The sequence below is a fragment of the Ignavibacteria bacterium genome (genome assembly GCA_016707005.1).
GTDB lineage: Bacteria > Bacteroidota > Ignavibacteria > Kapaibacteriales > Kapaibacteriaceae > UBA10438.
In genome coordinates this window covers 574,045-592,829 of sequence record JADJIQ010000005.1, presented here as the reverse complement: position 1 = coordinate 592,829, position 18,785 = coordinate 574,045, and the positions used below count along the sequence as shown (strand labels likewise).

The window sequence follows — 18,785 nt, the reverse complement described above, 5'->3', positions numbered from 1 at the left end:
TTCGTCATGGGCTACAAACTCATTCGCTATTCTTTTCCCATGACTTCGTCATGGGCTACAAACTCATTCGCTATTCGCTATTCGCTATTCGCTATTCGCTGTTCGAACGGGAAACCCTTGTTTTCAAACAGCTTCGTGTACCCCTTATTCGCCACTGCATCTGCCGGCGATAAATACGACACTACAGAGACAGGACCCATGATGTTAGCTCGGAGCTCAATTGCGGCTACGGTCTTTGATGTGCGTTGTGCGATCGGACCCACATCGTCACCATTGATGCGTCCAACCAAATAGACGCGCGCTGGAAGTTCGTTCTTGGTGAGCAGGCCTGCTACCATGGAGACCACCACCGATTGTTTGCCGATCGGTAGATCTTTTGTCTCCGTCATTGCCTTGCGGAGGTTGCGCTTGTATTCGCTGATGGATGCGCACCACGGATCGGTGACAGGAGAACCGATAATGAGGTCGGCCGTTGCTGTATCAGTGCCGAGGTCGCGAACGATCTCAGTGATGATGCGATCAGACTGTGCTGCATCGACCCTGCTGAACACGATCGTGTAGACCACGCGTGTTGCTGCCTTACGTTGTGCCTTGCGGATCACTTCACCAGGCTTGGTGCTGTCTCGGTATACCAATGATAAGACAAGCCCCGTAACAGCCAAGAGTCCTAACAAGGCAAAGACGATCTTCCAACCGTTCGAAGACGACGGTGGCAACATTGATTCTTCGCTCATTCTCAGTCTTCCGTTGCGAGTTTGGTAGAAGCAAGGTCTACCTTTACCGGGTACGAGCCAGTGAAGCATGCAGTACAGTAGCCAATGCCCGGACCTTGCGGAACAGCATCCATGAGGCCTTCCACGCTGAGATAACGGAGTGAGTCGGCACCGAGTTCCTTGGCGATGGCTTCCTCCGAACCGTAGTGATTCGCAATCAGCTCTTCACTGCTTGGAAAGTCCATGCCATACATACACGGATGTTTAACAGGGGGCGATGTGATCCGTACGTGTACCTCTCGCGGTTTCGCTTCACGAATGAGATTCACAAGGGATTTCGACGTTGTACCACGAACGATGGAATCGTCGACTACAACAACCTTGTTCCCCTCAAGTACGCCGCGTACTACGTTGAATTTGGTCTTGACCTTGAACTCTCGTTTATCCTGCCCGGGAGCGATGAATGTGCGGCCTACATAGTGTGAGCGGATCAGACCGATCTCAAATCGAGATGGATACTTCTTTTCATTCACGCGGGCGTAGCCAAGCGTTGCAGTGTTTCCTGAGTCAGGAACAGCGATCACCACCACCTTGTCGTCCTCGGTTCCTTCTACCGGACTCTCTTCAGCGAGATTCTTGCCAAGCTTGCGTCGAACTTTGTCTACCGGTGTGCCGAAGATCCTAGAATCCGGACGAGAGAAATAGACGTATTCAAAAATGCAGTTGCGAGCCTCCGTCATCGACTCGTTGATGTAGTACGAGGTGAACTCACCCGTTTCAACGGTCTTTTGGTCGATCACCAAGATCTCGTTGTGTTCTACATCACGAATGTACTCGGCGCTGATGATGTCTAAGGCACATGTTTCCGATGCCACAACGTAGGCGTAGCCACCGTCGTGCTTGATACGGCCAACACAGAGAGGTCTGAAGCCGTGCGGATCACGTGAGGCATACAGTGCGTTTTCCGACAGCATGACCAACGAATACGCCCCATGTGCAGTTTGGACGGCTTCACGGATCTGTTCGATCTGCGTTTTCTGTCTGCTCCGAGCTATCAGGTGAAGGAAGAGCTCGCTGTCTGTAGTGGTCTGGAAGATGGCGCCGTCGTCCTTCATCTTCGCACGCAGTGAACGAGTATTCGTCAGGTTGCCGTTATGTGCCAGTGCGAAGTTTCCACCCGTGTAATTGAAATGGAACGGCTGGATGTTCGCAAGTGAATTACTTCCAGTTGTGGAATATCGGTTGTGGCCGATAGCGGCCTCGCCGCGAAGCGTCTTTGTAAAGACGTCGTGCTCCGAAAACACGTCGAGCACCAATCCTTCACCCTTGTGAACACCAAAGCGCTTCTTGTTCTTTGCTCCGTCATGGTACATCGTAACAATGCCCGATGCTTCCTGACCTCGGTGCTGCAAGGCGTGCAAAGCATAGTAGGAGAGAACCGCAGCTTGCGGGTGGTTAAAGACGCCAACGATACCGCACATTATTCGCTTTCGTTCATGTTATGGAAGACGTTCTGAACATCGTCGTCTTCTTCAAGTTTGTCGATGAGTTTGATGATGTCTTCAGCTTGCTCGTCGGTTAGCGTCACAAGGTTGTTCGGGATGCGTCGAAGCTCAGCACTCGTTACTGCGATGCCTGCCGTTTCAAGAGCGCGTTGCATTGTAATGAAGTCCTGGAACGATGTGTAGGCGATGATGTCATCGTCCTGTTCCTGAATATCCTCAGCGCCATTCTCAATGAGCGTTAGCTCCAGTTCGTCGCGGTCGATACCGGCAGCAGGGATCGTGAACACACCCTTGCGATCAAAGATGAACTCCAAAGAACCGGATGTGCCGAGCTGACCATTGACCTTGTTGAAGTATGACCGTACGTTGGCCACTGTACGCGTTGGATTATCCGTTGCGGTCTCAACCCACACGGCAACTCCGTGCGGACCGTATCCCTCGTAATTGGACTCTTCGAGAGTAGCGGCATCCTTGGCCGACGCCTTCTTGATGGCGTTCTCAACATTGTCCTTGGGCATGTTGGCAGCTTTGGCGTTCTGGATGATCACACGAAGGCGTGGGTTCAATTCCGGATCCGGACCACCTTGCTTCACCGCTACAGAAATTTCCTTCCCCAGTTTGGTGAAGGTCTTCGACATGTTCGCCCAGCGTTTTTCCTTACGTGCGCGGCGAAATTCAAAAGCTCTGCCCATTTATAATTCCTTGTCGTAGAGTCTGTATGTTCGATAGCGCTCACCATGCATTGTTGTGGTAAGCCCCTTATTCATCATTTCGTTGCTTTCAAGGGATCCAGCTGGCTTCTCCCAGAAGGATGCCGCGCTGCTTTGCACGTTCACCGATCTCCATGTAGATGGCCGCGTCGATGCCCGTGTTGCGAAACTCTGGCAGCACGCCAAGGACGATGATCCGACACAGGTCGATCTTCTTGCTCTTCGTAAGAAGATGAAACGCACCGGGCAAAAGGCTGCCCTTCTTGTTATGGATGAGAGCCTGGTTCACGTCAGGTAGTGCGAGACAGAATCCGGCGATGCGCCCCTTACTCTCAACAATGAAGACGAGGTTCGGATCGGCGATCTGCTTGAGGTCTGCTGCCAGAAAATCGAACTCTTCGTCCGTAAACTTCACAAAGCCCCAGTTCTTCTCCCAAGCTTCGTTGTAGATGAACTTCAACGTCTCTACATCGCGCTTGAACTTCGGCTTGTCCTTGAAATCAAGACCACGAAAGACAAGATCATTGCGCTTCACGATCACGTCAAAGAGTCGCTTCATCTTCTCCGAAGCGTAGTTGGCATTCCGAAGGAGATAGGCGAAGAGATCCTGCGATTTCTCATACCCAGCATCTTCGATAAGCTGGGCGTAGTACGGAGGATTGTACGTCATGAGGATCACTGGCGGACCATCGAAGCCGTTGACAAGCAGTCCGCACTCATCGTTCATCGAAGGATTCACCGGACCACGGATGATCTCCATCCCTCGGTCACGCAGCCATTGTTCCGCAGCAGTGAACAGAGATGTTGCAACTCCTTGATCTTGGATGCATTCGAAGAATCCAAAGAACCCAACCTTGTCGTTGTGCTCAATGTTGTGGTTGTCATTGATGATCGCAGCGATCCTCCCCACGATCTTTCCGTCTCGCTCGGCAAGAAAGAGCTGGATCTTGGAATGTTTGTAGAACGGATTCTTGTCCACGTTCAGCAGTTTCTTCCGATCCATGAGCATCGGCGGCACCCAATACGGGTCGTCCTTATAGAACAGCCACTGGGCCTTGATGAACTTCAGCGTTTCGCTTTTTTTCAGGGCGCGGATGGTTAGGCTCATATGCAAAGATACCAACCGTTCGCTGTCGTATCTTTTCGTTCCTACGAAACCCTCATTTGGAGCCCCCTATGTCACTCCGTCCTGTTGTCATATCCGTCATAACTGTCATATCCGTCATAACTGCCATGGCCGGTGAAGGGGCTGACCGGTTCCGTACGGATGCCCAGCGCATGCTGGCTTGGACAAGAGCTGACAAGGGTCTTTATCCACTTCTCGCCGACTTCACAGACCACTATCCGCGGCGTATCAGCGGCTCGGAGGTCTTGGAAAAGGGGCTGGACTGGATCATCGCTTCGATGCGGGCAGACGGGTGGGATGTGCGAACACAGCCGATCATGGTACCGAACTGGAAGCGTGGGAATGAGTCCTTGGGCATGACAAAGCCAATGAAGCGAACGATGCCGTTCTGTGGTCTGGGTGGTAGCGTAGGCACCCAGAATGGCCCGCTGACGGCTCCTGTCCTCGTTGTAGGCTCCATGACGGAGCTCCGCCAGCGTTCAGCCGAGGCAAAGGGGAAGATCGTTGTCTACAATGTGCCGTTCACCACCTATGGTGAAACCGTGGCGTATCGATACAACGGAGCCTCAGAAGCTGCACGGTACGGTGCGGTAGCCTCGCTTGTGCGCAGTGTTGGACCGTTCGGTATCCAAACCGTGCACACCGGCGGAATGGGCTACAGTGACTCTTTGCCGAAGATCCCAACAGGCGCTATCACGATCGAGGATGCCTTACTGTTGAAGCGCATGCAAGATCGTGGCGAGGCGGTGGAGCTTCAACTATCGATGGAGGCAAAGTGGATGCCGGACGCCCCCTCTAGAAATATCATCATTGAGATCAAGGGTTCGGAGTTGCCGAATGAGGTAGTGGTGATGGGCGGACACATCGACTCATGGGACCTGGGAACCGGGGCCATGGACGATGCCGGCGGGTGCTTCGTAACGTGGCGTGCATTGCACATGATGCGAGAACTTGGTCTGCGACCAAAACGGACCATCCGGGTCTGCTTCTGGACGAATGAAGAAAATGGTCTGCGCGGCGGTAAGGGATATGCTGAACAGACCAAGGGCGAGAAGCATGTTCTGGCGATGGAGAGTGACGCTGGTGTCTTTGCTCCAATAGGTTTCACGTGCAGTGACACGAATGAGGTCCGCAAGAAGATCGAGGATATCGCTACCCTTCTCGCGCCTATCCATGCAACACAGATCGTGACAGGTGAGGGTGGGGCAGATACCAGTCCATTACTTCCGTTGGGAGTGCCTGCAATTGAGCTTATGGTGCAGGGAGAACGGTACTTCTGGTATCACCACACAGAGGGCGATACGATCGACAAGCTCAAGGAGAACGAAGTGAATGACTGTGTCTATGCCATGGCTGTTATGGCTTGGTGTTATGCCAATAGTTGATCACATGCCTAGGACATACGTGGCAGCGGTTCGCACCTCATCCACCGTGGCCATGAGGATGCATGGGTCGTGCGGGCGCACGCAGTTGACCTGATCGCAGGGATTGCATGACAGCACATGGTGGACCTTCGTGCTGCGGGGTCCGATCGGATCGAAGACTCGCGGCACGCCTGGACCGAAGATGCCAACTACGGGAATGCCGAACGATGCGGCCACGTGCATGGGACCACTCTCGTTGCCCACGAACAGGGATGCCCCTTCACAAAGAGCTACGAGCTCTCGCAGTGTGAAGTCATCCGGGGCAGCTACGGCCGAACCTTCGGACAAGCGCACGATCTCGTCGATCGCCGGCCGGTCCTCCGGTCCACCAACACCGATGAAGCGCAGACCATGCCGACGCGACACATCGCGTACGATCTCTGCGAACCGATCTGCTGGCCAGCGGCGCAGGACGCTCCGCGCACCCGGCGCTACCAACGCATATCGCTCGCAGCCGTGGTGTGTGAGAAACGCATCCACGCGGTGTCGTGCAGACGCAGTCACGTAGAGGCGAGGGGTAAGGGGCGAAGCATCCCGCAGGATCGGAGCGATGATGGCGATGTTCGTTGCCGTTTCGTGTACCTGGCCTCCGCCTAGCTTGTTTGCTAGGCGCACGCCGGCGCGATCAAGACGAAGGATGGGACGCTGTCGGAGCGTGATCCGCAACGTCTGCCACGACCCGCGTAGATCCACCACCACATCGTACCGCTCCGTCCATCCGTCGGCGGACGTCATGATGTGATCGACGTTCGGGTCGGCTTCTATGAGCGGGGCCACGAAGGGCTTGCACAACACCGTGAGTCGGGCATCGGGATGATCGCGCTTGAGCATGGAGAACACATGGGCGGCCGTTGCCATGTCTCCGATCTCGTCGAGTTTGATGACGAGGATCGACTTCGGACGCACCTGTGACGGATCCTTTCCAAGGTTGATGAACCTTGAAGCCAGGACCGAGGCGATAAGGTATCGCCGTTCCGGACGGAACATAGTGCGAAGCGACATTCGACGTCCTACTTCCCGGAGAAGGTGACCTTCTTTGTCATCTTCTTCCCATCGCGAAGGAATTCCACGTCTGCTTGGTCGCCCGGCTTGAACGTACCAAGCGCAGTCATCAGATCATAGATGTTCTTGATCTGCGTGTTGCCCAGCTTCGTCATGATATCGTCTCCGGTAAGCCCGGCCTTTTCTGCAGGAGAGCCAGGTTTCACACCGGTAAGGCGAAGTCCTTGCGGATCGTCTGAATAGTCGGGGATCACACCCAGTGTTACTTTCAGGGCGATGCTGCTTGATTGATTGGCTGCGGGTTTATCGGCCCCCTTCGTGAAGTCGGGACGAGTTGGTGCATCGGTAACAAGGCGCAGTGAACGTTCTACCATGGTGAGGACCAACGCTTCACCGTCGGCATTCACCTTATCCCATGTATCGGATGGGCGGTGGTAATCGCTGTGCAGTCCGGTGAAATAGAACAACACCGGAATACCCTTGCCTGTGAACGATGAATGGTCACTCGGACCGAACCCGTCTGCTGTTGTACTGATGGTAAGGGGCAGATCCTTCTTTGCTGAATCGATCAGCGCCGGCCACATTGAGGATGTTCCCAGGCCTTGGATGTTGAGCTTTCCGTCCTTGAGTCGACCGATCATATCCATGTTTATCATCGCCACCACAGACGTCAGCGGGATCGTTGGATTCGAAACCCAGTGCTTCGAACCAAGGAGCCCCTTTTCCTCACCGCTATAGGTCATGAAGATCACGGATCGTTTACCCGGATTTCGGGCCAGACGTCCGGCAAGTTCGATCACCCCAGCTGTGCCCGAAGCATTATCGTCAGCTCCATAGTGGATGCTTGGCGTTGTGGAAGCTGCGAGCGAGTTCTCATCACCCATGCCGAGGTGGTCATAATGTGCGCCCACTACCACATACTCTCCGGCGAGAGTTGGATCCGTACCGCGAACAACTCCAACGATGTTCTGCGTTGTACCTTCTTCAAAGGCGAGGGAGGTAGTGACCGTTGCCTTGGTGTTGGCGAACACAAAGGACTGTGGCTTCTTGGTCTGCTCAATGGCCGTCTCTGCAGTGAAGAGTGAGGTACCCTTTGGTGGGAAGATCTTCGAGCATGGGGTACGCCGAACTTGAAGCGCGATAATGCCGGAATTCTTGCCGAGGCGGTCGAGTCCAAAACGAGCGAGGACATCGGCTGAATCGCCCCGTTCGTTCACAAAGGCAACCGCCACTGCACCTTTGTCGCGTGCTAAGGTAGCCTTGGCGCGGAGGGAGGCCGATTGTTTAAGTGCCTCGTCCTTTTCTGCCCACTTGGGGAGTCCGCGCAGAACAATAACGATCTTGTCCTTGACGTTGATGTCCTTGTAGTCGTCATAGCCTGATGAAGAGATGCCGTAGCCAACAAAGGCCACGTCGCCTACTACCGTACCGGACTCACTGAATCCCCACGGCTGATAGTCTGTTCCGAGCTTCCATCCGAGTTTCGTTGGTTTGGTCTTGTCAAGGGGAACACCCGGACGTTCGATCACCACCTCGAACATAACGGAGTTCTGATCGCCAAGTTTGACGCCGGTGGTGAGACTGAAGGTGTCGGCATAGGCGATCCGTCCAGCCGGCTGCAGACCGTACTCCGCGAAGTGCTTTGTGATATAGGCTGCGGCCTTTTCAATGCCGGACGTGGCAGGTCCTCTGCCGCTGCAACTGTCAGATGCAAGAACACGAACGTGGTCTGCTATCCGTATGCCTTCCGGCGTGGTTGGCTGTTGGGCAAGGGCGGAGATCTGGGAGAGGACGAAGACGAGAAGAATGCGGCGAAGGTAGGGCATGGTGCTCTGCATATGTTTGTAGGCTGACAATTTACGTCCCTCCGAGGGCGTGCACCAACGAATAGCTCATGCAGTCGAAGATCCGGTCTCTGGCATCCGATACCATCGTCTACGGTGTTTCCACCGTGATGGGACGTTTTCTTACGTTTCTCCTAACGCCGCTCTATACCAACTTTTTATCGGCATCGGAGATCGGAGACGTAACGGCCATCTACGCCATGATCGCATTTGTGAACATTGTCTATTCGCTCGGCATGGAACCGGCCTTTATGCGGTTCTGGGAACGGTCCGACGAATCATCGAATGCTCGAGTGTTCTCTGTTGCCGTCCTCACCGTAGTGAGTGTCAGCTTCGTCGTTACCATCATCACGGCCCTCCTTGCCGGTCCGATCGCCACATCGTCCTTCCTTCAGCTGGGGGAAGCCGGGGCGCTCTACGTTGCCATTGCCTCTCTCATTCCATTACTCGACGCGTTGGTGCTGATACCTTTTGCTCGATTGCGGATGCAGCAGAAGCCCCGTTCCTTTGCTGCTCTCCGACTGCTTTCCATTGTCGTAACGGTAGCGCTCAACCTTGTGTTTGTTGTTGGTCTTGGGATGAAGATCGAAGGTGTATTGTGGGCCGGCGTTCTGGGAAGTGCTGTTACGTTCTTGTACTTCATTCCCTCTCTCCGCGGTGTGATCGGAACGATCCGTCAGAATACAGCTGCGTCCTCATCACTGCTGCGGGAGATGCTGCGATTCGGTCTCCCAACGGTACCATCGAATTTTTCATCGATCATGGTACAAGTAGCGGACAGACCTATCATGCTCATGCTCACGGGCAGCGCCATGGTGGGCATGTATCAGACCAATTTCCGACTCGCCATCCCGATGATGATGTTTGTAACGGTGTTCGAGTACGCCTTTAAGCCGTTCTACCTGAATCATCGTGAAGATCCCGAAGTAAAGGGGCTCCTTGCTCGTGTGTTCACGCTCTTCACTATTGTCTGCGGCGGTCTGTTCTTGGCGACGAGTCTGTTCATGCCCTACCTTGTCCAGCTGCCATTCATCGGTGGGCGGTTCATCAACCCACAATACTGGTCGGGGTTGAGCATCGTTCCTGTTGTGATGTTCGCTTACTACTTCAACGGCGTCTTCATCAACATGGCAGCCGGATTCCACATTCAGAAGCGAACCTCGCTGTTTCCAATAGCAACAGGAGTTGCAGCAGTTGTAAGTGTTGCAGCCACCTGGTTCCTCGTGCCCGAGTTCGGTATTATGGGTGCCGCATGGGCAAAGGTTGCTGCCTATGTTGCAAGTGCGGTCCTGCTCTACATTGCCTTGTTGCGGGTATATCCGATACCGTATGATCTACTGCGAGTTGCAGTCACATTGATCATCGCCGCGGTCATCTATGGAGGCGTACTGATGCTGCCTTCTGATGACACAACACAATTGATCGCTCGCTCTGCAGCCCTACCGGTCTATGTGCTTCTGCTCGTTGTCACGCGAGTGCTTGGGGCATCAACTATTCGCACTCTTCTACGATTGGTCAAACGATGAACATCGTCCGCTCCCTCATCTTGTTGGGTTCTACTGCATCTGTTCTTCTCTCCGGATGTGCAACACATGACTCTACCGACGCTCCATCAGCACAGGGTAGACGGGAGTTCGAACTTCTGAAGTATCGAGATCCGGCAACGGGGACATTCCCGGATGATATCCGTGCTCGAGAATTGCTGTTCGCGAGAACTCAACCCGGCTCGTTGTCGCGCAAGGACAATGGCGAAACAGTACAGGACCTTGGGGAGTGGAGACATCGCGGGCCCTGGAACATCGGCGGACGCACACGTGCCGTGGCGTTTGATGCTGGTGATGAACAGACGATCCTCGTTGGTGCGGTCTCCGGTGGGATGTGGATGTCTACGGATGACGGTTCAACGTGGACCCTTACCACAAAGCCCGATCAACTCCACAGCGTAACAACGATCGCACAAGACACTCGGCCATCGTCTCGGAATGTATGGTACTACGGTACGGGTGAGATCTATGGCAATTCTTCACAGATCTCTGGGAATGGTATCTGGAAGTCCACCGATCATGGGGCTTCATGGTTCGTGTTGCCCTCCACAACGTCCGCGTCTACTCCGGCATCTCATCAGTTCGCCTATACCTGGCGGATCGTCACCCATCCGCTTCGAGACAGCAACGAACTGTATGTAGCCACCGCACGATCCGGTATTCAGCGTTCTACCAACGGCGGTACAACATGGACAGGAGCTGCCGGAAGCAATGCCTTGTTCAGCGATGTGACCATCACTCCAAACGGGACACTCTACGCTGCCTTCAGCGCCTATACGGGTCAAACTGGTAGCGTTGCATCTCGATGGGGAGTGTACCGTTCCACAGACGGAATAACGTGGGTAAACATCACGCCAAAGGAGATCAACAATCAGACGCGCCGTATCGTTGTTGCTCCCGTGCCGCAGAATCCGGATCAGATCTTCGTTCTGGCAGAGACGCCGGGAGTAGGTGCCCAGGGTTCAACAACCTACCGCGGTGAGTTGCAATACGAGTGGCATAGTCTGTTGAAGTACACATATGTAAGCGGAGACGGTGCTGGCGCTGGCGGACAATGGGATGTTCGAAGCGCCAACATTCCGTTAACAGATGCAAAGCGAGGCGACTTCTACTCACAGGGCGGATACGACCTTCTCCTTCGCGTTTCACCGTTCGATTCCAATCTTGTTGTGATCGGTGGCACCAACCTCTATTGCTCTACCGATGGTTTTACATCAACGGTAAACAACAGGTGGATCGGTGGCTATGATAAGGACGACCCGTTCTGGGATAAGTACTCACTCTATCCAAATCATCATCCGGATCAGCACGACGTTGTGTTTCATCCCACGAAGCCAAACGTGATGTTGAGTGTGAACGATGGTGGGATACAACGAACAGACAGCATCCGTGCTTCACGAGTGAGCTGGACGGATCTCAACAGAGGATACCTCACCACACAGTTTTACACCATCGACCAAGAGCCGTATGCAGAAAGTACGAAACTGATCGGCGGTATGCAGGACAATGCCACCTGGGCTACAGATAACTCGTCAGGTACGTCGTTCTGGCGGAGACTTGGCGGCGGTGATGGCGCCTATTGCTACTTCGCCGATAGCGGTCGAACGGAATATTACTCCTCCCAACAAGGCCGCATGTTCCGCATCCGACGAGATGCGGCAGGCAACGAAGTTGATCGGTCCCGTATCGATCCAAGCGGCGGCAAGGACTATCTCTTCATCAATCCCTACGTGCTTCACCCTACAGACCAGCACATCATGTATCTGGCAGGGGGCTCCGTGTTGTGGAGGAATAATGATCTTCGGGACATCCCCGCTGGTTTGAATGATTCAACATCGGTCAATTGGGATTCACTGTCAACAACAAATGTTGCACCAAATGTGATCTCCTCAGTGTGTGCTACGTCTACATCTGATGATGCTCACCACGTGGTGTATTTCGGAACGGATAATGGCAAGGTGTACAGGATAGACAACGCAGAGGTTGGTATACCGACTCCCGTGGACATTACCTCTGCGGCCATGCCTCGCGGTGCCTATGTGAACAGTATCAGTGTTGATCCTCTGAAGAAGGATCACCTTGTATTGTGCTTCTCGAACTATGGAGTTGTGAGTATCTGGGAGACTCACGATGCCGGTGCCACTTGGAGCGCTATATCGGGCAATCTCGAAGAGTTGCCGAACGGATCCGGCAGCGGACCTGCTGTAAACTGGGTTGGGATAGCTCCATACGATAAGTGGACCACGGTGCTCATTGCAGCAACCTCAACCGGACCCTATGTGGCCTATACTACCTTTGGAATGTCCACGGTGTGGACCCAAACGGCATCGGACGAAATCGGCAATGTGCCGTGTGATATGGCTGTTGGGAGGGCTTCAGATGGTCAATTCGCCATCGCAACACATGGACGCGGTGTGTATACAGGAAAGATCACGTCAAAGCCTTCACAGCCAGAGAAGCCCACTCCTTTATCGCCGGACTATCGCTCACATGGGATCTATCCCGACACTGTCCTTACGTGGAGTCAGGCTTCTCTCGCATCGAGCTATGCTGTACAACTTTGGGAAACAGCAACCCCAAAAAACACCCGCACATATGCTGGTATCCGCGAGACAAAACTCTCGATAGCCGATCTCGTGCAAGGACCGGTGGTGTATAGCTGGAACGTAGAGGCATTTGGAGCAGGCGGCAGCAGTACTCCGTCTGAAACATGGACCTTTACCACCGCTGTCCGACCTCCTCTACTTCTATCGCCTGCACCGGGTGCAACTGGAATACTGCAGGCCGTCCTTACATGGGAACGTGTCCCGCAAGCATATTCCTACGGTATAGAAGTCTCACCGAATGCCGCATTCAATCCTGTTGTGTCAAAGACCGACGGACACGCGGACACATCGATTCTCGTTCGTGGACTGGAGAGTAACAAGCGCTATTTCTGGCGCGTGCGGAGTGCCAACACTGATACCATCGGACTCTTCTCCAATCGCCAATCATTTGTTACGGGGCTTCTGTCTTCGTTCAACGAAACCGAAACAAGTGCAACATCACTTCGGATCGAACCGAATCCCGCAGCAAGCACTGTGCGCGTATGCGTTCCGAGCAACGTCGCGTTGAACACGGTATTGGAGGTGGTGAACAGCGAAGGACGGTTGGTGCTCACCTCGTCGATCAGTGACTGTACGCAGCTCGACGTATCAAGCCTTGCAAACGGGACCTATACCGTGACGGCGAAATACGGCACTTCCAATGTTTCGTCGAGCCTCGTGATCAAACGTTGATCATCACGGGGCATAGAAGGCGCTTACACCCGGTCCGAGAGGTATGCCGGCGTAGAGCCAAATGAGCATGAAGATCGTCCAGGCGATCGCCGTGAAGATCGAATACGGCAACATGAGCGAAAGCAATGTTCCCAATGTGGAGTCTTTGACATACCGTCGCATTGCCACGAGGATCAACGGAATGTAGCTCAAGAGTGGGGCGATCATGTTCGTTGATGAATCGCCGATACGATAGGCCGCTTGGGTGGCCTCCGGTGAAATGCCCATGAGCATGAACATCGGCACAAAGACCGGTGCCATGATCGCCCATTTGGCGGAGGCGCTGGCGATCAAGAGGTTGATGATCATTGCCACAACTACAAAGGCAACAAGGAGTACCGGACCTTGGAGACTCATGGACTTGAGGAACTCAGCGCCTGAAACGGCGGTGACCACGCCAAGATTGGACCAGCCGAAGTAGGCGATGAACTGTGCCATCACAAACGAAAGCACAATGTAGCCACCGAGCGTTGCCATACCTTCGCCTGCCATATCCGCTATGTCCTTGTCGTTACGAATGGACCCGGTGACCTTGCCATATACCAAGCCCATCACAAAGAACATCACCATCAGGATCACAACGATACTCTTCTCAAGCGGCTTCATTCCTCCATGCTCGTCTCGAAGGATGGAGCCTTCGGGAATACTGATGAGAGCAATGAGGGCGGCCATCACAACGAATGCGATGCCCGACCACAGAAGCCCCTTCTTTTCAGTGGGTGAGAGCTTTGACATGTCATCGGCATCATTTGTTGACGACGTCCACGGACCCAGTCTTGGCTCAATGATGCGATCGCAGACCCACGTACCCACTACGGTAAGAAGGAAGGTGGAGGCGATCATGAAATACCAATTCGCGGCGGCGCTTACCACGTAGGTAGGCGAGATCAATTGGGCTGCTGACTGTGTAAGTCCGCCAAGCAATGGGTCGAGCGAAGTGATCGATAGGTTTGCACTGAACCCACCAGCCACTCCGGCGAACGTTGCCGAAAGCCCGGCCAAGGGATGCCTTCCTACTGCTGCGAAGATCACAGCACCGAGCGGGATAAGAACAACGTATCCGGCATCTGCCACCAAACTTGAATTCACGCCGGCAAACACTAATGACGCTGTGAGGAGGGGGCGAGGAACATTGTGTACAGAAACGCGCAACAACGCAGTGATGAATCCGCCCCGTTCCGCGATCGCAATGCCGATCATCGTCACAAGCACCAAACCAAGTGGCGGGAATGCTGTGAAGTTGGCAACGGCATCAGTGAACATGCGCCGGATATTCTCCGGGGCTAAGAGATTCACAACAGCAATGGATTTACCTGTGCCGGGATGGATCACCGATACACCGAGGTAGGAGGCAAGCCATGAGCCCCCTACAACGATCACGGCAGCGATGGCGAAGAGAGACAGCGGATCTGGCAGTCGATTGCCGGCGCGCTCAACGAGATCGAGAAAACGGAGGAACACATTTTTCTTCATGGCGCTAAAGCTAGGCAATCCGATAGATTTGTCCTATGCCAACACTTGCTGACAGACTCCACCATATCCATGAACGTATAGCACAGGCTACCAGTCAGGTCAGTCGAGATCCGTCATCGGTCCGGCTGATGTTAGCCACTAAAACGCAAGACATGGAGATCCTGCGTAGGGCCTTTGCATTAGGAGAATCCCTGTACGGAGAGAATCGTGTCCAGGAGCTTGTTCCGAAGTGTGATGCGCTTAAAGACCTACCGATCACGTGGCAATTCATTGGTCACCTGCAAACAAATAAGGTGCGCGATGTGATCGGAAAGGTCTCGTGTATCCAATCGATCGACAGACCCTCGCTTGTTGAAGCTGTTGATGCTGAATGCAAGAAGCGAGGCACCGTAGTGGACGTGATGATCGAAGTGAATACGTCCGGTGAAGAGAGTAAACATGGGGCTCCCGTCCACACCGTGCAGAAGGTCATTGATGACGTATTGGCCCGTTCAACCATGCGGATCACCGGTTTCATGACGATCGGTGCGCTCAGCGAAGACGAAGTTGTGGTTCGCCGATGTTTCGAATCGCTGCGTTTGATCCGAGACGAATTCGATGCACACCACGGGACAACTTCGCACTTATCCATGGGGATGTCCGATGACCTTGAATGGGCCGTGGCTGAGGGATCAACAATGGTTCGTGTTGGAACAGCAGTCTTTGGCGAGCGACTATGACGTGGGGGCACCATGCACGGTTTTGAGTTTCTCGACGAGATCGTACTCCTCTGCTTTGCCGGTCTTGCCGTGATCTTGGTGTTTCAGCGATTTAGGTTGCCACCGATCATTGGTCTCATCACAGCTGGACTCCTCATCGGTCCCAGCGGCTTTGGACTTGTTCGAGAAGGGGCTGTGATCACGGCTATATCCGAGCTTGGCGTAGTGATGCTCCTCTTCACCATTGGTCTTGAGTTTTCCCTTGAAGATCTGAAGCGCCTGCGAAAGATCGTGCTCCTGGGAGGCCCACTACAGGTAACATTATCTACGATTGTGATCGGTGGCGGTGCGCTGATCGCGGCATCACTTACCGGACAGGCGATCAGTCTGAATGGGGCGATCCTGATCGGTATGTCCATGGCGTTGAGTTCAACAGCCATCTGTATCAAGATGCTGAAGGATAGGAGAGAGCTGGGAATGCCACATGGAAGGGCTGTAATGGGTATCCTGATCTTCCAGGACATTGCAGTGGTTCCCATGATGATCATTGTCACCCTGCTAACGTCTGATAGCACAATAGAGATAGCGGACGTGGTGCTCCGCATTGTTACTCTGATCGGTGTTACGGTTGGACTTGTTGTTGGCCTGCGCTTTGTTCTCCCAAGGCTCGTTCCTTATGTGACGCGTGTTTCCGCACCTGAGGTTCTGATCCTAGGCGGACTTGCCCTGTGTTTTGGTGCTGCGTGGATCACGTCCACAGCGGGGATCTCCATGGCACTTGGTGCCTTTATTGCCGGTGTGGCCATAGCCGGGAGCGAAGAGGGTCATGCCATCGGTAAGGTAATGGAGCCAATGCGCGACGCGTTCACGAGTATGTTCTTCCTTTCCGTTGGACTGCTTGTGCAGGTTTCCTGGACGTGGCTTCCGGTGAACATGGTCACAGCCATGCTCGTGCTTATCGCCAATGGAATCGTTGTGATGATCGTTCTCGCCAGCATTCGCGTCAATCTTAGGACAGCGGTGATGGCCGGAGTGATCTTGGCGCAGGTGGGTGAATTCTCGTTTGTTCTTGCTACGGTTGGTGTGGAGTACGGGGTGATCACTTCTACGGACTTCCAGAATATGCTGGTCTCGATCATCTTCACGATGATCGTCACGCCAACCCTCGTGACACTCGCACCGGTCATTGCCGAGCGCATCACACCACTCACGCGCTTCTTTCCGCGCTTCCGCAAATGGGATATTGACGATACGAATGGGGCTATTCGGCTTGGAACCAATGCCGAGAAGGACATTGATGGGCCAACTGTAATGATAGTAGGTGCCGGGATCTTAGGAAGAAACGTAGCAACGGTCCTTCGTGAGACTGGCATCAGTTATCGAATACTTGAGCTCGACCGTGAAAATGTTGCTGCGCAACGAGCTGTTGGTGAACCAGTGATATCCGGTGATGTCACTGATGAACACGCTCTTCAGGCAGCAGGTGTGGCTAATGCCTCTGTTGTGATCATCGGCATCAGTGATCAAACAGCCATCACTCAGGGTGTCCAACTTGTGCGCAAAATTCGGCCGGACGTATTGATCATCGTTCGATGCAGGTATGCTCGCGATAGCGAATCTGCCCTGCAACGAGGAGCTGATGAAGTTGTTGTTGAAGAATTCGAATCAAGTATAAAGGTTTTTACGGCTGTACTGAGTCACCTCGGAGTAGATGTCTCGATGATCGAACAACAAGAAGAGGCGATGCGAGAAGACATGAAGGTGCGATCCGAGCGAAGAATCAACGTTGCACAATGAACGCAGACGTGTGCGAGATGTTGTCACGAAGAAGCCGCACCATGTATGCACCGGAGGATAGTGATCGTGTGTCTACGGAGATCACATTCAATCCTGAAGTCATCTCACGAGGCTGGGATTCAGTTCGAACAACGTTGCCTGATGCATCAACGATCACGAGCCAATATTGAGCCGGGGCAGAGAGTTCGATAGAGATATTCACGCGCTCTGCTGATGGATTTGGATAGACAGAGACGTGTGGGGATAGGTTCTCTACTCCTTCAGAGACTGAAGTTGGCGTGCTTGTTTCCATGCTCAGCGTCTCATCGCCAGGCAAGTACGGGATCCAATGGAAGTAGCACAACAGCATTTCGTCGGTTGTGCTCTCTCCCCATCGTACAGTTTTAGGCGGGGAGTTCGGGTTCTCGAGATTGTTGATCGTGTTGTCGTATTCGGCTGTGTAGTATAACGTTGAGCCTCGCGGAATTCTTACCGGGTTGCGATATGCATAGCCCCCTTGCCAATGAAAATCCCAATCGTTGATCTTCACCAGATTGATAGTGTCTTCTTGAGGAGTTACGGCGTAGGCACGTGCGTTCTTTCCAAGCAGGTGCATATGCGGGGCAACTCCAACGAGACTTACATCGAGAGGTACAGTGAACCGCGTGGTGAAATTCTTTGTGGTGTTGGCCGGGATCACAAAATTCTGGCCGGGGAGGAGGTTCAGGGGATTGAGTGAGAACTCCTGTACCAAACGGGTGACCGGATTCTTATGGAAGAAAATGTTCACATGCGAACGATCCGTTTGTGGTTCGTCCGAAGGAGCATAGTGGACCTGAATGACGAGGTCTGAGTTCTTGTGGAACCTAGCGCCGATCTCCGGCGGGTAGAATCGCATCTGTGCACCCGGAACCCATCCGAGGAATGACGCTGCGGATTCAAATCCCGGATCGCCAAATCCTGAATAGCCAGGCATTGGATCCGCACCGTCCTTTGCGCGAGCCGTGCCAGTAGTATCGAGGTAGTACAACACATGATGGACTACCTTCGCGTTTCCCGGACGAAACTCAATGGCCGAGATAAATCTGTCTGCGGGCAGATTCGTGGGAAGAACAAAGTATCGATAGACATCCTTGTTGTTTCCTTGAACCTGCCAAGTCTCTTGCATCTCCAGAACCAAGTCCGGCGTGCCGAGTTGAGATCCGGTAGGGAAGGTAGGGGGCTTTGGGGCTTGCGAGAGGTCTCCGGACGGAGCTCCTCCATCAACCCATGCTGCGATCGTGGCGATCTCTTGATCCGAGAGTGATCGATAGCCCATAAAGGTGCCATGTCCAGCTGCTGGCGGCCATGGTGGCATCTCGCGCGTTTGAACGGCATGTTTGATAGACCCAGAGACATTCACCGCGTCTTCATACGACTCAAGGGTGAAGGGTGCGATCTCGCCGGTACGGTGACAGGGCGTGCACTTTGAATACACAATGGATGCAATGTCCGTGGACCACGACGGTGTCTGTGCTAGCGCCGAGGAGGTTACTGTAAGAACAGAAACGGCAAGAAGAATGGATCTGAATGTCATGCTGGACCTACAAAAAAGGAACGGGTGCCACCCAAAGATGGCACCCGAGATGTTCCCAAAACAAAAAGGTTTAACTT

The 18,785-nt window shown here is 53.6% G+C and carries 13 protein-coding genes; 5 read left to right on the top strand and 8 right to left on the bottom strand.

Annotation, left to right across the window (positions count from 1 at the left end; translation table 11 throughout):
* Window positions 1-77: 77 nt before the first annotated feature.
* From IPI29_10865 to IPI29_10850, 4 genes are all read right to left on the bottom strand, one after another.
* Window positions 78-734: a hypothetical protein gene (locus IPI29_10865; GenBank protein MBK7413044.1), complete on the bottom strand. Its 657-nt coding sequence runs from the start codon at window positions 732-734 to the stop codon at window positions 78-80.
* A 2-nt stretch (window positions 735-736) separates the two neighbouring features.
* A complete protein-coding gene (locus tag IPI29_10860; protein MBK7413043.1) occupies window positions 737-2,194 on the bottom strand; it encodes an amidophosphoribosyltransferase in 1,458 nt (485 codons plus the stop codon).
* Window positions 2,194-2,910: a YebC/PmpR family DNA-binding transcriptional regulator gene (locus IPI29_10855; protein ID MBK7413042.1), complete on the bottom strand. Its 717-nt coding sequence runs from the start codon at window positions 2,908-2,910 to the stop codon at window positions 2,194-2,196. Before IPI29_10855 ends, IPI29_10860 begins: the two co-directional genes overlap by 1 nt.
* Window positions 2,911-2,998: 88 nt before the next feature.
* Complete coding sequence (locus tag IPI29_10850; protein ID MBK7413041.1) at window positions 2,999-4,036, bottom strand: GNAT family N-acetyltransferase; 1,038 nt, start codon at window positions 4,034-4,036, stop codon at window positions 2,999-3,001.
* A gap of 68 nt (window positions 4,037-4,104) precedes the next feature.
* On the opposite strand from IPI29_10850, the gene IPI29_10845 reads away from it, so the two are divergent.
* Entirely contained in the window at window positions 4,105-5,439 is a 1,335-nt protein-coding gene (locus IPI29_10845) for a M20/M25/M40 family metallo-hydrolase (GenBank protein MBK7413040.1), read from the top strand.
* Here the strand turns inward: IPI29_10845 and IPI29_10840 are convergent, their stop codons facing one another.
* Window positions 5,440-6,480 (bottom strand): glycosyltransferase family 9 protein, encoded by a 1,041-nt coding sequence (locus tag IPI29_10840; GenBank protein ID MBK7413039.1) that lies wholly within the window; start codon window positions 6,478-6,480, stop codon window positions 5,440-5,442.
* Between the two features lie 8 nt (window positions 6,481-6,488).
* Window positions 6,489-8,306 carry a M28 family peptidase gene (locus IPI29_10835; protein ID MBK7413038.1) on the bottom strand — a complete coding sequence of 606 codons (1,818 nt, stop codon included), beginning with the start codon at window positions 8,304-8,306 and terminating at the stop codon, window positions 6,489-6,491.
* A gap of 68 nt (window positions 8,307-8,374) precedes the next feature.
* On the opposite strand from IPI29_10835, the gene IPI29_10830 reads away from it, so the two are divergent.
* A complete protein-coding gene (locus tag IPI29_10830; protein MBK7413037.1) occupies window positions 8,375-9,850 on the top strand; it encodes an oligosaccharide flippase family protein in 1,476 nt (491 codons plus the stop codon).
* The gene (locus tag IPI29_10825) at window positions 9,847-13,146 is read left to right on the top strand and encodes a T9SS type A sorting domain-containing protein (protein MBK7413036.1); all 3,300 of its coding nucleotides are present in this window, start codon (window positions 9,847-9,849) and stop codon (window positions 13,144-13,146) included. Before IPI29_10830 ends, IPI29_10825 begins: the two co-directional genes overlap by 4 nt.
* 3 nt (window positions 13,147-13,149) lie before the next feature.
* On the opposite strand, the gene IPI29_10820 is transcribed toward IPI29_10825, so the two are convergent.
* Entirely contained in the window at window positions 13,150-14,658 is a 1,509-nt protein-coding gene (locus IPI29_10820; protein ID MBK7413035.1) for an AbgT family transporter, read from the bottom strand.
* 35 nt (window positions 14,659-14,693) lie between these two features.
* Between IPI29_10820 and IPI29_10815 the strand changes: the two genes are divergently transcribed.
* Both IPI29_10815 and IPI29_10810 read left to right on the top strand, forming a co-directional pair.
* Window positions 14,694-15,377 (top strand): YggS family pyridoxal phosphate-dependent enzyme, encoded by a 684-nt coding sequence (locus tag IPI29_10815; protein MBK7413034.1) that lies wholly within the window; start codon window positions 14,694-14,696, stop codon window positions 15,375-15,377.
* A gap of 12 nt (window positions 15,378-15,389) precedes the next feature.
* Complete coding sequence (locus IPI29_10810) at window positions 15,390-17,153, top strand: cation:proton antiporter (GenBank protein MBK7413033.1); 1,764 nt, start codon at window positions 15,390-15,392, stop codon at window positions 17,151-17,153.
* On the opposite strand, the gene IPI29_10805 is transcribed toward IPI29_10810, so the two are convergent.
* The gene (locus IPI29_10805; protein MBK7413032.1) at window positions 17,137-18,708 is read right to left on the bottom strand and encodes a T9SS type A sorting domain-containing protein; all 1,572 of its coding nucleotides are present in this window, start codon (window positions 18,706-18,708) and stop codon (window positions 17,137-17,139) included. The genes IPI29_10810 and IPI29_10805 overlap by 17 nt on opposite strands.
* Window positions 18,709-18,785: the final 77 nt, after the last annotated feature.